Source organism: Burkholderiaceae bacterium (genome assembly GCA_024235995.1).
Lineage (GTDB): Bacteria > Pseudomonadota > Gammaproteobacteria > Burkholderiales > Burkholderiaceae_C > Ottowia.
On the sequence record JACKLI010000001.1, the window covers coordinates 1,425,320 to 1,441,056 of the forward strand.

Genomic DNA, 15,737 nt, shown 5'->3' on the forward strand with positions numbered 1-15,737 from the left:
TCAATAACATAGTTTTTGGCGTCAGCCGGGCCAGAGCTTCAGCAGGACCACGGTCATCACCAGGTAGCGCGCGAACTTGCCCGCCAGCATCCAGGCCGCGCACGGCAGCAGCGGCAGGCGCAGCCAGCCGGCCACGGCGCACAGCGGATCGCCGATGATCGGCAGGAATGACACGAAGCAGGCCGGCGGGCCGATGCGCCGCAGCCAGTCGAGCGCGCGCAGGTGGGTGGCCGAGTGGCGGTACTGGTCCACCACATGGTGCGCGCCCAGGCCCATCCACCAGCTCAGCATGCCACCCAGCGTGTTGCCCAGCGTGGCCACGCCGATGGCGGGCCAGAACAGGTGCGGGCTGAGCTTGATCAGGCCGAACACCGCCGGCTCCGAGCCCAGCGGCAGCAGCGTGGCCGAGACGAAGGCGACCACGAACACCGTCGACAGGCCGTACTGGGGCAGCGCCAGCGCCTGCAGCAGGGAGTGAAGCCATGCGTCCATCAGGGCGGCAAGTGTAGGGCGTGCCGCCGTGTCGTTCCCCGGATTTCGATTGCTGAAAATATGAGCAGCTAGAATGCCCGCTTCCACTGCCGCAGCCTGCGCCGGCAGCGCGCCACCGCGATGCAGATCGGCCCCTACTCCCTTCCCAACGCCTTGTTCGTCGCCCCCATGGCGGGGGTGACGGACCGGCCGTTCCGACAGCTGTGCCGGGCCTTCGGCGCCGGCTACGCGGTCAGCGAGATGGTGACCTCGCGCAAGGACCTGTGGCACACGCTCAAGACCTCGCGCCGCGCCGACCACGCGGGCGAGCCGGGGCCGATCGCGGTGCAGATCGCCGGCACCGACGCCGCCATGATGGCCGATGCCGCGCGCCACAACATCGAGCGCGGCGCGCAGATCATCGACATCAACATGGGCTGCCCGGCCAAGAAGGTGTGCGACCGGTGGGCCGGCAGCGCGCTGATGCGCGACGAGGCGCTGGCACTGGCCATCGTCGAGGCGGTGGTGGCGGCCTGCGCGCCGCAGGGCGTGCCCGTCACGCTGAAGATGCGCACCGGCTGGTGCGCGCAGGTCAGGAACGCGCTGTCGATTGCCCGCGCCGCCGAGCAGGCCGGCGTGCAGATGCTGACGGTGCACGGCCGCACGCGCGAGCAGGGCTACAAGGGCGCGGCCGAATACGAAACGATTGCCGCCGTCAAGGCGGCGGTGCGCATTCCGGTGGTGGCCAACGGCGACATCGACTCGCCCGCCAAGGCGCGCGCGGTGCTGGCCGCCACCGGGGCCGACGCGCTGATGATCGGCCGCGCCGCGCAGGGGCGGCCCTGGATCTTCCGCGAGGTGGCGCACTTCCTGGCCACCGGCCAGGCGCTGGCGCCGCCGCTGGTGCTGGAGGTGCGCCGCGCCCTGCTGGGCCATCTGCAGGACCACTACGCGCTGTACGGCGAGTCCAGCGGCGTGCGCTCGGCGCGCAAGCACATCGGCTGGTACGTGCGCGAGCTGCCGGGCGGCGAGGCCTTTCGCGCCCGCATGAACGCCATCGAGACGGCCGCCGCGCAATGGCAGGTCGTGGCGGATTTTTTCGACCAACTGGCGGCGGCGCACGAACGCCTGCCGCAGGCCGGTGCCCACGCGTGCGCCGGCCAGGGGACGGTGGAGGTCCCGTTGCAACCATGAACAAGAATGCCAGCCCCATCGAGCACAGCGTGCGGGCCAGCCTGGAGGCGTACTTCCGTGACCTGGAGGGCACCGAGCCCGACGGCCTGTACGACATGCTGATCCGTGCCGTCGAAAGGCCCTTGCTGGACGTGGTGATGCACCACGCCGGCCACAACCAGAGCCGCGCCGCCGAATGGCTGGGGATGAACCGCAACACCCTGCGCAAGAAGCTCATCGAGCATCGCCTGGTGACGGTCGAAAAATCCTGATTCGATAGCTGCCCGCGCTTGCTGCATGCGGGCGAAACCCATTTTTGACTTGAAATTTCACCTCCCATGACCACTGCGCTGATTTCCGTTTCCGACAAGACCGGCGTGCTTGAATTCGCCCAGGCGCTGCACGCGCTGGGCGTGCGCCTGCTGTCCACCGGCGGCACCGCCAAACTGCTGCAGGACGCCGGCCTGCCTGTCACCGAGGTGGCCGATCACACCGGCTTTCCCGAGATGCTGGACGGCCGCGTGAAGACCCTACACCCCAAGATCCACGGCGGCCTGCTGGCGCGGCGCGACCTGCCCGCGCACATGCAGGCACTCAGCCAGCACGGCATCGCCACCATCGACCTGCTGGTGGTCAACCTCTATCCCTTCGAGGCCACGGTGGCCAAGCCCGGCTGCACGCTGGCCGACGCCATTGAAAACATCGACATCGGCGGCCCGGCCATGGTGCGCAGTGCGGCCAAGAACTGGCGCGACGTGGCGGTGCTGACCGACGCGGCGCAGTACGCCGGCGTGCTGGCCGAGCTCAAGGCCGGCGGCATCAGCCTGAAGACCAAATTCGCCCTGTCGGTGGCCGCCTTCAACCGCGTCAGCGACTACGACGGCGCCATCAGCGACTACCTGTCTGCTATTGATTTCGATGCTGCTGGCGCAGATGGGGTGCCGGCCCGAGGCCTTTTCCCTGCGCACAGCAACGGCCGCTTCGTCAAGCTGCAGGACTTGCGCTACGGCGAGAACCCGCACCAGCAGGCCGCCTTTTACCGCGACCTGTACCCCGCCCCCGGCTCGCTGGTGACGGCGCGTCAGCTGCAGGGCAAGGAACTGTCCTACAACAACATCGCCGACGCCGACGCGGCCTGGGAGTGCGTCAAGAGCTTCGAGGCGCCGGCCTGCGTCATCGTCAAGCATGCCAACCCCTGCGGCGTGGCCGTGGGCGCCGACGCGCTGGCCGCCTACCAAAAAGCCTTCAAGACCGACCCCACCAGCGCCTTCGGCGGCATCATCGCCTTCAACCGCCCGGTGGACGGGGCCGCCGCGCAGGAGATCAACAAGCAGTTCGTCGAGGTGCTGATGGCGCCCGGCTACAGCCCCGAGGCGCTGGCCGTGTTCCAGGCCACCAAGGCCAAGCAGAACGTGCGCATCCTGCAGATCGATTTGCCCCCGGGCGGCGCCACGGACTGGGACAAGGGCCGCAACGCGATGGACGTCAAGCGCGTCGGCTCGGGCCTGCTGATGCAGACCGCCGACAACCATCAGCTCAAAGTTTCCGACCTGAAGGTCGTCACCCAAAAACAGCCCACGCCCGAGCAGTTGCAGGACCTGCTGTTTGCCTGGCAGGTGGCGCAGTACGTCAAGAGCAACGCCATCGTCTTTTGCGGCGGCGGCATGACGCTGGGCGTGGGCGCGGGGCAGATGAGCCGGCTCGACTCGGCGCGCATCGCCAGCATCAAGGCGCAGGCGGCGGGCCTGTCACTGGCGGGCTCGGCGGTGGCCAGCGACGCCTTCTTCCCGTTCCGCGACGGGCTGGACGTGGTGATCGATCACGGCGCCAGCTGCGTCATCCAGCCCGGCGGCTCGATGCGCGATCAGGAAGTGATCGACGCCGCCAACGAGCGCGGCGTGGCGATGGTGTTCACTGGTGTGCGGCACTTCCGTCATTGACGTATGACCGATGACTTCGCTGCGCTCAATGACCTGGCCGCTGCGCGGCCTTGATGACGGCGCCATGCGCCATGACTGTCCATGGCGCTTCTTGTCATCGAAGCCGCAAGTGCGGCGAGGTCATTGAGGCCGCGCAGCGGCGAAGTCATTTCGTCATTTGAAGTCAGAGTGAGCGGAACACCTCGGCGGCGGCGCTGAGGGTGGCGTCGATGTCGGCCTCGCTGTGCGCGGCGCTGACAAAGCCCGCCTCGTACAGCGCCGGCGCCAGGTACACGCCGCGCTCCAGCAGGCCGTGGAACAGCGTGTTGAAGCGCGCGCCGTCGCTTTGCATCACTTGGCCGTAGTTGCGCGGCAGCTCGGGCAGCAGGAAGAAGCCGAACATGCCGCCCTCGCTGTCGGCCGCAAAAGGCACGCCGGCTTTTTGCGCTGCCGCCTTCAGGCCATCGACCAGGCGGTGTGTCCTGGCGCCCAGGGCCTCGAAGAAGCCGGGCTGGCCGATCTCGCGCAGCGTGGCCAGCCCGCAGGCCGTGGCCACCGGGTTGCCGCTCAGCGTGCCGGCCTGGTACACCGGGCCCAGCGGCGCCAGCTGCTCCATCACCGCGCGCTTGCCGCCAAAGGCCGCCAGCGGCATGCCGCCGCCGATCACCTTGCCCAGCACCGTCAGGTCGGGCTCGAAGCCGGGGATCGAGCGTGCGTACACGCTCTGCGCGCCGCCCAGCGCCACGCGAAAGCCGGTCATCACCTCGTCGTAGATCAGCAGCGCGCCGTGCTGCGTGCACAGCTCGCGGCAACGGCGGGTGAACTCGACGCTGGCGCGCACGAAGTTCATGTTGCCGGCAATCGGCTCCATGATCAGGCCGGCGATCTGCGGGCCGTGCTCGGCAAAGGCCTGTTCCAGCTGGGCGAGGTTGTTGTACTCGAGCACCAGCGTGTGCTGCACCACCTCGGGCGGCACGCCGGCGCTGGTGGGGTTGCCGAAGGTGGCCAGGCCCGAGCCGGCCTTGACCAGCAGCGCGTCGGCGTGGCCGTGGTAGCAGCCCTCGAACTTGACGATGGCGTTGCGTCCGGTGGCGCCGCGCGCCAGGCGGATGGCGCTCATGCCGGCCTCGGTGCCGCTGCTGACCAGGCGCAGCATCTCCATGCCGGGGCGCAGCGCGATGATGGCCTCGGCCAGTTCGATCTCGCGCTCGGTCGGCGCGCCGAAGGAAAAGCCGTCGGTGGCGGCTTGTTGCACCGCCTCCAGCACGGCCGGGTGGCCGTGGCCCAGGATCATCGGCCCCCAGGAGCCGATGTAGTCGATGTAGCGCGTGCCGTTGGCGTCCCAGAAGTAGGGCCCTTGCGCGCGCTGCACGAAGCGCGGCGTGCCGCCCACGGCGCGGAAGGCGCGCACGGGCGAGTTCACGCCGCCGGGGATGACGCGGCGCGCGCGCGCCATCAGGGATTCGTTGCGATCAGTGCTTGGTGTCATGGAGGACTTGGGTGAGATCGTCGGGCGTCGGCGCATCCGGCGCCGTGCCCGTCGCGGGGGGGTCTTCGGCCTCGGCCCAGAACAGCCGGTCGGGCAGCGCCCGGCCCATGCCGGGGCAAAAGCCATGGTCCAGTGCCTGGTCGAGGTATTGCAGGGCCTCGACCGTGGCCTCGGTCAGGTCCGAGCCCATGGCCAGCAGGCCGGTCAGCGCGGCCGACAGGGTGTCGCCCGCGCCCAGGAAGTCGGCCTCGATGCGCTCGAACTCCTGCACGCACAGCTCGGCCTGCGGCGACACCAGCACGCTGCCGATGCGCTCGCCCGGCTTGACCAGGCCCGTCACCAGCACGTAGGACACGCCCAGCTCGGCGGCGGCGCGCGCCAGGTCGGTGGCGTCGGTATGGCGGCGCGAGGCCGTGTCGGGCAGCAGCCAGTGGCGTAGCGTGGTGTTGTGGCCCACCAGCACCGCCGTCTGCGGCAGCAGCAGCTCGCGCAGCGCGTCCTGGTAGTTGTCGATCTGTTGCTCGTCCCACCACGACAGGTCGGGCATGTAGGTGATCACCGGCAGCTCGGGGTAGTCCGACACGAAGGACGCCACCGCCGCCACCGCCTCGGCGCTGCCGACGAAGCCCACCTTGACGGCCTGCAGCGGCATGTCCTCCGCGATCAGCTGGGCCTGCTGGGCAATGGCCGCCGCGTCCAGCGCCGCGTGGTCGACCGTCTCGCGGCTGTCGCGCAGGTAGCTGCCGGTCATTACCGGCAGCAGGTGCGCGCCCACCGAGCCCATCACCAGCGCGTCGCCCGTCAGGCCGCCGGCGCCGGTGGGGTCGTTGGCGTTGAAGCTGAGCACGCACGCCGGCGCGCCGTCCGCCTCCGAGCCGGAATCGGAACTGTCGCGCTCATGCGACGCCTCGGGGGAGGTCAAACCCGACATAGTCCCGCCGGAGCGTGTTTTTTGCCACGGCGAAAGCCTTGTGAGCCGGCTTCCGTGGATACAATCGATTGCATTTGATGGAATTGGACTTTAGTATTAAACAACGTGACGCGGTCGGCCGTGGCGTCGCATGGAGCGCACACCTGCGCATCCAGCGGGCGGTTCGGCCATGGTATCGCGTTGCGGCCAAGGGACGCCTGGCGTCGTGCGGATGTCAGACCAGGAGAAACGCTTGAATTCGACGGGATCCATGAAAGTTCTGGTCATCGACGACAGCAACACCATTCGGCGCAGCGCGGAGATTTTTCTCAAGCAGGGCGGCCATCAGGTGACGCTGGCCGAGGACGGCTTCGACGCCCTGTCCAAGGTGGGCGACAGCCAGCCCGACCTGATCTTCTGCGACATCCTGATGCCGCGCCTGGACGGCTACCAGACCTGCGCCATCATCAAGCGCAACGAGAAGTTCGCCGCCACCCCCGTGGTGATGCTCTCGTCCAAGGACGGCGTGTTCGACAAGGCGCGCGGGCGCATGGTCGGCTCGCAGGACTACCTGACCAAACCGTTCACCAAAGACCAGCTGCTGCACGCCGTCCAACAGTACGGCGGCGCCGGCCAAGGAGAGGCTTGAATGCCCGTTCGCAGTGTGTTGATCGTCGACGACTCGAAGACCGAGCTGATGTACCTGAGCGAGATGCTCAAGGGCGAGGGCCTTTCGGTGGCCACGGCCGAGAGCGCCGAGGACGCGCAGGCGCAGCTGGAGCGCCACAAGCCCGACCTGATCCTGATGGACGTGGTGATGCCGGGCAAGAACGGCTTTCAGCTGACCCGCGCGCTCGCACGCGATCCGCGCTACGCCGACGTGCCCGTCATCCTGTGCACCAGCAAGAACCAGGAAACCGACCGCGTCTGGGGCATGCGCCAGGGCGCGCGCGACTACATCGTCAAGCCGGTCGATCGCGCCGAGTTGATGGGCAAGATCAGGCAACTGGACTGAGCATGGCTGGCAAGCAGGCGCTGCGCGAGTTTCAGACCCGGCTGGCCGAGCGCCTGCAGGCGGCGCGTTCGCAGGGCGTGGCCGCGTCCTGGCTGGCCGTGCGCGCGGGCGACGCGCGCCTGCTGGTGCCGCTCAGCCACGCGGCCGAGATTTTTTCCTGGACCGACGTGCAACGCGTGCCTTATGTCGAGCCCTGGTTCATGGGCGTCGCCAACCTGCGCGGCAACCTGAGCGGCGTGGTCGACCTGGCCGCCTTCCTGCAAGGCCGGGCCAGCGCGCCGCGCTCGGCGCTGGCGCTGGGCCAGTGCCGGCTGGTCGGCTTCAACGCGCTGCTGGAGGCCGGTTGCGCGCTGCTGGTCGATGAGCTGCTGGGCATGCGCACCACGCAGGCCTTCGTGCGTTCCAGCCCGCGCGCCGCATCCGATCCCGACCACTTCGGCCACACCTACACCGACGCGCAGGGTGGGCAGTGGCGCGAGCTCAGCTTGCAGGCGCTCTCGCAACAACCGGCTTTTCTCGAAATCGGCGTGCAGCCCGTTCATCAAGGTTAGACCATGGCACTGATTGGCAATTTGTCGGCGATGTTCAAGAAGCCCGCCGCCCGCGATGGTATGGAGCAGGGCGACACGGTGGCGGTGCACGAATTGCCCAGCACCACCGGTTCGGAATACGGGTCCGTGGACCTCGAGAGCGTGGCACCGCTGCCCGCCGCCAGCGACGTGCTGGCGCACGAGGCCGACGACGCCTTTCCGATCCCCGGCCTGGGCACGCGCACCGCGGCGCAGCACCAGCGCGTGCTGTCCATCGTGCTGGCGGCCGCGCTGCTGGCGCTGGCGGTCGTGGTGTTCTGGATGGTGTCCAGCGCCGACCGCACGGCGCAGCAGGTGGGCGCCACCGGCCAGGCGCTGATGCAGTCGCAGCGCCTGGCCAAGTCGGTGTCGCAGGCCCTGCTGGGCAACCCCGCGGCCTTTGCCGAGGTGAAGGACAGCGCGGCCGCGCTGGCCGACAACGTCGATGGCTTGCGCGAGGGCCGGCCCGGCATGGCCGCGCTGGGCAGCGCCTACAGCAGCGAGCTGGACAAGATCACGCCCATGGTCGAGCGCGCGCAAAAGAGCGCGGCCACCATGCTGGCGCAGCAAAAGGTCATGACCCAGGTCGGCACGGGGCTGCGCTTCATCAGTCGCCGGTCGTCCGATTTGTCCGAGGCGGCCGAGACGGTGTCCGCGCTCAAGCTGCAGCATGGCGCCGCGCCCGCCGAGCTGGCCGCCGCCAGCCAGCTGGTGATGATGGCCCAGCGCATCGGCAAGTCGGCCAGCGAGCTGTTGACGGTCGAGGGCGTCAGTCCCGAGGCCATCTTCCTGCTGGGCAAGGACCTCAATGCCTTCAAGGAGCTGGGCCAGGGCCTGCTGGACGGCAACAGCGACCTGCGGCTGGCGCCGGCGCGCGACGCGCAAACGCGCGACGCGCTCGCCGGCATGCTCAAGGTGTTCGAGGACATCCGCGCCCAGGCGGCCGGCATCCTGGGCAACGTGCAGAACCTGGCGACCGTGCGCGACGCGCAGAACACCATTGCCACCGACAGCGAGCCGCTGCGCAAGGACCTGGAGGGCCTGCAGGCGCGCCTGGCCGACGAATCCGGCGTGGGCGCAGGCAGCTGGCTGCTGATGGTGCTGGTGCTGGCGGTGCTGGCGCTGGCCATTGCCGGTCTGGTCTACACCTGGCTGCGGGAAAGCCGCCAGCGCCAGTCGCTGGCCGAGCTGCAGCGCCAGAGCGCCGAGCAGCAGCAGCTGGACGCCAAGCGCGTCAACGACGCCAACCAGGCCGCCATCCTGCGTCTGATGAACGAGTTGCAGACGGTGGCCGAGGGCGACCTGACGCAGGAAGCCACCGTCACCGAGGACATCACGGGCGCCATCGCCGACTCGGTGAACTACACGGTGGAAGAGTTGCGCTCGCTGGTGGGCAGCGTGCAGAGCACGGCCACCCGCGTGGCACAGACCACGGCGCGGGTGGAAAGCACCTCGTCCGAGCTGCTTGCGACCTCGACGGAGCAGTTGCACGAAATCCGCCGGACCGGCCAGTCGGTGCTGGACATGGCCACGCGCATCAACGCAGTGTCCGAGCAGGCGCAGCAGTCGGCCATGGTGGCGCGCCAGTCGCTGCAGGCCGCCGAATCGGGCCTGGGCGCGGTGCAGAACGCCATCGGCGGCATGAACGCCATCCGCGACCAGATCCAGGAAACCTCCAAGCGCATCAAGCGCCTGGGCGAGTCCTCGCAGGAGATCGGCGAGATCACCGAGCTGATCTCCGACATCACCGAGCAGACCAACGTGCTGGCCCTCAACGCGGCCATCCAGGCGGCGTCCGCCGGCGACGCCGGCCGCGGCTTCTCGGTGGTGGCCGAGGAGGTGCAGCGCCTGGCCGAGCGTTCGGCCGACGCCACGCGGCAGATCGCCACGCTGGTCAAGACCATCCAGACCGACACCCAGGACGCCGTGGCCGCCATGGAGCGCTCCACCCAGGGCGTGGTGGAGGGCGCCCAGCTGTCCGACCGCGCCGGCACCGCGCTGGCCGAGATCGACAGCGTGTCGCGCCGCCTGGCGCAGCTGATCGAGCAGATCTCGGTGTCCGCGTCCAACGAGGCCGGCCAGGCCAACGAGGTGGCGGGCAACATCCAGCACATCTTCGCGACCACCGAGCACACGGGCGAGAGCACGCGCTCGACCGCGCAGCAGGTGCGCGAGCTGGCCCGCATGGCCGACGAGCTGCGCCAGTCCGTGGCGCGGTTCAAGATCGCCTGACGGCGGACCGCCCGCCGGGGTGCGCGCACGAGCGGCACGCCGGCCTGTATCCAAGGCTCTGGAGCGCATTCCCTCATGTTCATCGGCCCCTCCTCCGAATCGTCCGCCGAGCTGGCCATCCCGGCCGGCGATCTGGGGCCCCTGGCCTGGGTGCTGGACGAGACGCGCAAGACCGTCCAGGCCGCCACCAAGGCCCTGCGGCGCTTCGCCCACGAGGCCGAGCATGCGCGCGGGGTCGATCTCGCCTCGGTGGATGCCAGCCAGCTGCGCACCGCGCGCCAGCAGCTGCACCAGGTGGCCGGCGCGCTCGACATGGTCGGGCAGGCGGTGGCGGCGCAGATGGTGCGTGGCATGGAGGCGGCGGCCCAGCGCTTCACCGCCCATCCCGAGACCTGCACCGAGGCCGCCGCGGCCGTGCTCGAGAAAAGCGGTTTCGCGTTGGTCGAGTTCGTCGAAGGCCAGCTGTCCGAGCGCCCGCGCAGTGCCCTGGGCCTGTTCCCCAACTACCGGCAGGTGCAGGAGCTGGCCGGCGCCGACCGCATCCATCCCGCCGACCTGTGGGCCTACCCCTGGCGCTGGGCCGAGCCGCAGCCGATGCCGGCAGCCACCCCCCTGACCGTCGGAGCCAGCGTGCGCAACCGGCTCGACCAGGGCGTGTTGCGCCTGATGCGGCATGCCGACCCGCGCGCCGCCATTGACCTGGCGGCCGTCAGCAGCCAACTGGCCAACGGCTCGGCACCGGGACGGGGCGCCAGTTTCTGGCGCCTGTGCGCGGGCTTCTTCGAGGCCATCGCCGCCCGGCTGGTGCCGCTGGATCTGCATGTCAAGCGCGCCGCGTCGCGGGTGCTGCTGCAATACACCAGCCTGGCACGCGGCGAGGCGGCGCTGTCCGAGCGCCTGGCGCACGACCTGTTGTTCTTCTGCGCGCAGGCGCGCCCGCACGAGGCCGCGCTGCCGCCGGCCCTGGCCGCCGTGCGCCGCGCCTGGGGTTTGCAGGGGCACGAGCCGGTGGACTACGAGCAGGCGATGTTCGGCCTGTACGACCCGGCGGTGCTGGCGCAGGCACGACGGCGCGTCGAATCGGTCAAGGAAAACTGGTCCGCCCTGGCCGGCGGCGACCTGGCGCGCCTGAAGCCCAGCGTGGACCAGCTGGGCCTGGTGGTCGAATCGCTGCAGCGCCTGCACCCGGGCAGCCAGCCGCTGGCGCAGGCGCTGGACAAGGTGGCGCAGCAGGTCCGCCGCTCGGGCCGCGAGCCTTCGGCCGAGCAGGCCATGGAAGTGGCCACCGCCGTGCTGTTCCTGGAGGCGTCGTTTGCCGAATTCCAGCCTCAGGACGCGGCGTTCTCCGCACGCTTGCAGGAACTGGCCGAACGCCTGGACGCCGCGGCCGAGGGCCGCCCCGTGGCCAGCCTGCAGCCCTGGATGGAGGAGTTGTACCGGCGCGTGAGCGACCGCCAGACCATGGGCACCGTGGTGGGCGAGCTGCGGGTCACCCTGGCCGAGGCCGAGCAGCGGCTGGATCAATTTTTCAGGCAGCCGGCCGATCGCAGCCTGCTCGACGCGGTGCCCGATCTGCTGGCCCAGATGCGCGGCGTGCTGTCGGTGCTCGGGCTCGACCAGGCGGCACTGGCGGTCGCGCGCATGCGCGAGCGGGTCGAGGCCTTGCGCGACGCGGCGGCGCCGGACGCCGCGGTATCCGAGGGCGTGTTCGAAAAGCTCGGCAGCAGCCTGGGGGCGCTGGGCTTTCTGATCGACACGCTGGGCTACCAGCCGGCCTTGGCGCGCAAGCTGTTCGTCTACGACGAGGCGCGCGACGAATTCCGTTTCGTGGGCGGGCGCGTGGGCGCCGCCAAGCCGGCCGCGTCCGGCAGCGCGGCGCCAGCGGATGCGGCCGATGCCGCCGGCGAGGCGTGCGAGCCGCCGCGCACGCCGGCGCAGCTCGATCGGGTGGCGGCCCAGGCCGCGCTGGACGAGCGCCAGGCGCTGGCGCAGGCCGCCAGCCGCGCGGCCGAGGCCGCGCGGCACAGGGACGATGCCTTGCTGAGCACGGCGCTGCAGCATCTGCAGGCCGTGGAGATGGCGAGCAGGCCCGCGCCCTTGGAACTGCCCGCGACCGCGCCTGTGCCCGAGGACGATGACGACGACCTGCTGGGCATCTTCCTGGACGAGGCCCGCGAGGTGGTGGGCACGGGCCAGGCGGCGCTGGGCGCACTGGAGCACGATCCGAGCGACGGCGAGCAGCTGACCACGCTGCGGCGCGCCTTCCACACGCTCAAGGGCAGCTCGCGCATGGTGGGGTTGGGTGAATTCGGCGCCGCCGCCTGGTCGCTCGAGCAACTGCTCAACGCCCGGCTGGCCGAGCACCGGCCCGCCGACGACGACTTGCGCGGCGTGGCCGGGGAGGCGCTGCAGGCGCTCTCGAACTGGGTCGAGGCGGTTGCGCGCCAGCAGGCCGGTGATTGGTCGGCCGCGCCGTTCGAGGCCATGGCCGACGCCTTGCGCCTGCGCGGCGAGCGCGTGGGCCTGGCCGTCGCAGCGGCGCCGGCACGGGAGCCGGCTGCCGCCACGCCGCCCGGCGCCGTCGCGCCGAGCCTGGATGCCGTCCCCGCGCCGGACGAGCGTTCGATCGAGCCACCGGCCGCCGATCTCGCCGCCGGTCAGACCGGCGCATCCGACACCGGGCAGGTACGCGACGGTCTGTTGCAGGCGTTCGATCTGCCCGACCTGGAACTGTCCGAGCCCATCGTGTTGACGGCGCCGGACGCACCCGTTGCCGACGAGCGCGAATGGGCGGTGTCCGATGCGATCGACCTGCTCGACGCGGACGCGCCGCCTCCGGTCGGTGACGTGTCCGATCCTGCCGCGCCGCCGCAGGTGCTGGACTTCGAGTTCGAGTTGCCGCCTGCGGCCGGCTCGGTGGCCGCGCCTCCGGATCTCGCGGGGCCCGAGGCCTCGGTCGAGTGGCCCGAGCTCGCGGTGCCGGCCGACGTGGCGCAGCCGATGGTTTCGCTGATTCCCGTGGCGCCCGAGGTTATCCCCACCGAGGCCGCGCCGGCACCCGCGCCCAGCGCCGAATCGGCGGTGACCTCGGTCGGTCCGCTGCGCATCAGCACGCCGTTGTTCAACGTCTACCTGAGCGAGGCCGACCAGTGGTCGGACCAGTTGGTGAGCGACCTGGCCGAGTGGGGCCGGCATGTCGACGCCGCCATCCCCGAGCGCGCCATGGCGCGCGCGCACTCGCTGGCCGGCAGCTCGGCCACGGTCGGCTTTGCCGCGCTGTCCGAGCTGGCGCGCGCGGTGGAGCACGCGCTCGAACGCCTGCAGGGACAGGCCCGCGGCACGGCGCGCCAGCACCAGATCCTGGCGCGTGCGGCCGACGAGATCCGCAGCCTGCTGCACCAGTTTGCCGCCGGGCTGCTCAAGCAGCCGGACGAGCAACTGCTGGCCGCGGTGCGTGCGCTCGAGCCGGATGAGGCGGAGGCCGGGTCGACCGACATCGCGCAGCTGCCATGGGCCGTGGCCGACCGGGCGGCGGTGGCTGACGCGCCGGCGGAGGCCGCGCCTGCGCGCGTGCTGCTCGACGATGACATCGACGCGGTCGATGCGGTCGACGCCGACCTGTTCGAGATCTTCGCCGAGGAAGCCGACGAGTTGCTGCCACAGCTCAGTGCCTCGCTGCGCCAGTGGGTGGCGCAGCCGCACGACACCGCTGCGCGGGCGCAGGCGCTGCGTGTGCTGCACACGCTCAAGGGCAGCGCCCGCCTGGCCGGCGCGCTGCGCCTGGGCGAAATGGCGCACCGTGCCGAGTCGGCCATCGAGAACCTCGGCACCGAGAACCTCGCGAGCGCCGAGCTCGAACCCCTGCTGGAGCACCTGGACCGCATTCAGGCCGACTTCCAGCAGCTGCGCCTGCCCGTCGGCGGCGAGGGCCAGGCGCCTGCCGCGGCCCAAGCCCAGCCGGCCCATGCGCCGGTGGTCGAGGCCGCCGACCTGCCCGACGCGCCGGCGATGCCGATGGCGCGCGGCGAGGTGGCCGAGCCCACGCCCTTCTCGTTCGTCGCCGCGCGCGCCAGCGCCCGCCAGACGGTGCGGGTGCGCTCGCAACTGCTCGACCGCCTGATGGCGCAGGCCGGCGAGGTGATGACCTCGCGCGCCCGGCTGGACAACGACGTCACCCAGCTGCGCGCGGCGCTGGCCGAGCTGACGGGCAACGTCGAGCGCCTGCGCGCGCAGCTGCGCGACGTCGAGCTGCAGGCCGAGATGCAGATGCAGTCGCGCCTGGCGCAGTCGCGCGACGCGCAGCAGAGTTTCGACCCGCTGGAGTTCGACCGTTTCACGCGCATGCAGGAGCTGACGCGCATGATGGCCGAGTCGGTCAACGACGTCGCCACCGTGCAGCGCAACCTGCAGCGCGCCATCGAGGCCAGCGAGGACGAGCTGGCCGCGCAGACGCGCCAGTCGCGCGATCTGCAGCGCGACCTGCTGCGCACGCGCATGGTCGAGTTCGACGGCGCGTCCGAGCGCTTGTACCGCCTGGTGCGCCAGGCCGGCAAGGAGGCTGGCAAGCCGGTGCGGCTGGACATCGTCGGCGGCGGCATCGAGGTGGACCGCGGCATTCTCGAGCGCATGACGCCGGTGTTCGAGCACCTGCTGCGCAACAGCGTGGTGCACGGCATCGAAAGCCCCGACGAGCGCCGCGCGGCCGGCAAGGACCCCAGCGGCGTGATCACCATCGACGTGCAGCAGGCCGGCAACGAGGTGTCGGTCGTGGTGCGCGACGATGGCCGCGGGCTGGACCGCGAGCGGGTGCGCCAGCGGGGTATCGAGCGCGGGCTGGTCGGCGCCGACCAGGTGCTGGACGAGCGCGAGATCGCGCAGCTGGTGTTCACGCCGGGCTTTTCCACCGCCTCCGAGGTGACCGGCCTGGCCGGGCGCGGCGTGGGCCTGGACGTGGTGCGCTCCGAGGTGCAGGCGCTGGGCGGCAGCATCGAGATCGAGGATCGCGCCGGCCAGGGCACCTCGTTCCGGCTGGTGCTGCCGCTGACCACCGCCGTGACGCACGTGGTGATGATCCGCGTCGGCGAGCGGGTGGTGGGCGTGCCCGCCAGCCTGGTCGAGCGCGTGCACCGCAGCCCGGCGGCCGAGCTGGAGCGGGCCTACGCCGAGGGCGCCCTGGCGCTGGGCGACGAGCGCGTGCCCTTCCATTGGGGCGGCGCGGTGCTGCAGCATTCGGCGCGCAGCGGCGAGCCGCGCGGCAAGACCACGCCGGTGCTGCTGCTGCGCTCGGCCGCGCAGCGGCTGGCGCTGCACGTGGACGAGGTGCTGGGCAACCAGGACGTGGTGATCAAGGCGCTGGGTCCGCAGCTGTCGCGCCTGCCGGGCCTGGTGGCCATCACGGCCCTGGCCTCGGGCGCCGTGACCCTGATCTACAACCCCGTGGCGCTGGTCGCGGTGCATGGCGCGCAGATTCGCGCCTGGGCCGAGCAGGCGGTGTCGGCCGCCACGGCACCCGCCGGGCCGGCCGCGGGCCAGCCGATGCCGGCTGGGCATTCGGACATCCCGCTGGTGCTGGTGGTCGACGACTCGATCACGGTGCGCCGCGTCACGCAGCGCCTGCTGCAGCGCGAGGGCTACCGCGTGGCCCTGGCGGCCGACGGCCTGCAGGGCCTGGAGCGCCTGCAGCACGAACGCCCGGCGCTGGTGCTGTCGGACATCGAGATGCCGCGCATGGACGGCTTCGACTTCCTGCGCAACATCCGCGCCAACCCGGCGTGGCGCGAGCTGCCGGTGGTCATGATCACCTCGCGCACGGCCGAGAAGCACCAGGAGCATGCGCGCCAGCTGGGCGCCGACCACTACCTGGGCAAGCCCTACTCGGAGGACGAGCTGCTGGGCCTGGTCCGCGGCTACGCGCGGGCGGCGGCGGCGCAGCCGGTGGCCTGATGCGCTCTAAAATGCG

General features: G+C 70.9%; 11 protein-coding genes. 8 read left to right on the plus strand and 3 right to left on the minus strand.

What is annotated here, in order from left to right; translation table 11 throughout:
* Positions 1 to 21 precede the first annotated feature (21 nt).
* The gene (locus tag H6927_06930; GenBank protein MCP5217833.1) at positions 22 to 492 is read right to left on the minus strand and encodes a DedA family protein; all 471 of its coding nucleotides are present in this window, start codon (positions 490 to 492) and stop codon (positions 22 to 24) included.
* A gap of 120 nt (positions 493 to 612) precedes the next feature.
* Between H6927_06930 and dusB the strand changes: the two genes are divergently transcribed.
* The 3 genes from dusB (at position 613) to purH (ending at position 3,584) form a co-directional block, all read left to right on the plus strand.
* Complete coding sequence (gene dusB / locus H6927_06935) at positions 613 to 1,665, plus strand: tRNA dihydrouridine synthase DusB (GenBank protein MCP5217834.1); 1,053 nt, start codon at positions 613 to 615, stop codon at positions 1,663 to 1,665.
* Positions 1,662 to 1,916: a Fis family transcriptional regulator gene (locus H6927_06940; GenBank protein MCP5217835.1), complete on the plus strand. Its 255-nt coding sequence runs from the start codon at positions 1,662 to 1,664 to the stop codon at positions 1,914 to 1,916. Before dusB ends, H6927_06940 begins: the two co-directional genes overlap by 4 nt.
* Positions 1,917 to 1,982: 66 nt before the next feature.
* Positions 1,983 to 3,584: a bifunctional phosphoribosylaminoimidazolecarboxamide formyltransferase/IMP cyclohydrolase gene (purH, locus tag H6927_06945; protein ID MCP5217836.1), complete on the plus strand. Its 1,602-nt coding sequence runs from the start codon at positions 1,983 to 1,985 to the stop codon at positions 3,582 to 3,584.
* Between the two features lie 163 nt (positions 3,585 to 3,747).
* Here the strand turns inward: purH and hemL are convergent, their stop codons facing one another.
* Positions 3,748 to 5,052 carry a glutamate-1-semialdehyde 2,1-aminomutase gene (gene hemL / locus H6927_06950; protein MCP5217837.1) on the minus strand — a complete coding sequence of 435 codons (1,305 nt, stop codon included), beginning with the start codon at positions 5,050 to 5,052 and terminating at the stop codon, positions 3,748 to 3,750.
* Positions 5,036 to 5,983 carry a bifunctional hydroxymethylpyrimidine kinase/phosphomethylpyrimidine kinase gene (locus H6927_06955; protein ID MCP5217838.1) on the minus strand — a complete coding sequence of 316 codons (948 nt, stop codon included), beginning with the start codon at positions 5,981 to 5,983 and terminating at the stop codon, positions 5,036 to 5,038. Before H6927_06955 ends, hemL begins: the two co-directional genes overlap by 17 nt.
* 250 nt (positions 5,984 to 6,233) lie before the next feature.
* Between H6927_06955 and H6927_06960 the strand changes: the two genes are divergently transcribed.
* The 5 genes from H6927_06960 (at position 6,234) to H6927_06980 (ending at position 15,721) form a co-directional block, all read left to right on the plus strand.
* Positions 6,234 to 6,611, plus strand: coding sequence for a response regulator (locus tag H6927_06960; protein MCP5217839.1), 378 nt, complete (start codon positions 6,234 to 6,236; stop codon positions 6,609 to 6,611).
* Positions 6,612 to 6,977 carry a response regulator gene (locus H6927_06965; GenBank protein ID MCP5217840.1) on the plus strand — a complete coding sequence of 122 codons (366 nt, stop codon included), beginning with the start codon at positions 6,612 to 6,614 and terminating at the stop codon, positions 6,975 to 6,977.
* Between the two features lie 2 nt (positions 6,978 to 6,979).
* Positions 6,980 to 7,528 (plus strand): chemotaxis protein CheW, encoded by a 549-nt coding sequence (locus H6927_06970; protein MCP5217841.1) that lies wholly within the window; start codon positions 6,980 to 6,982, stop codon positions 7,526 to 7,528.
* Positions 7,529 to 7,531: 3 nt separating this feature from the next.
* Positions 7,532 to 9,778 (plus strand): type IV pili methyl-accepting chemotaxis transducer N-terminal domain-containing protein, encoded by a 2,247-nt coding sequence (locus tag H6927_06975; GenBank protein ID MCP5217842.1) that lies wholly within the window; start codon positions 7,532 to 7,534, stop codon positions 9,776 to 9,778.
* 75 nt (positions 9,779 to 9,853) lie between these two features.
* Positions 9,854 to 15,721: an Hpt domain-containing protein gene (locus tag H6927_06980; GenBank protein MCP5217843.1), complete on the plus strand. Its 5,868-nt coding sequence runs from the start codon at positions 9,854 to 9,856 to the stop codon at positions 15,719 to 15,721.
* Positions 15,722 to 15,737: the final 16 nt, after the last annotated feature.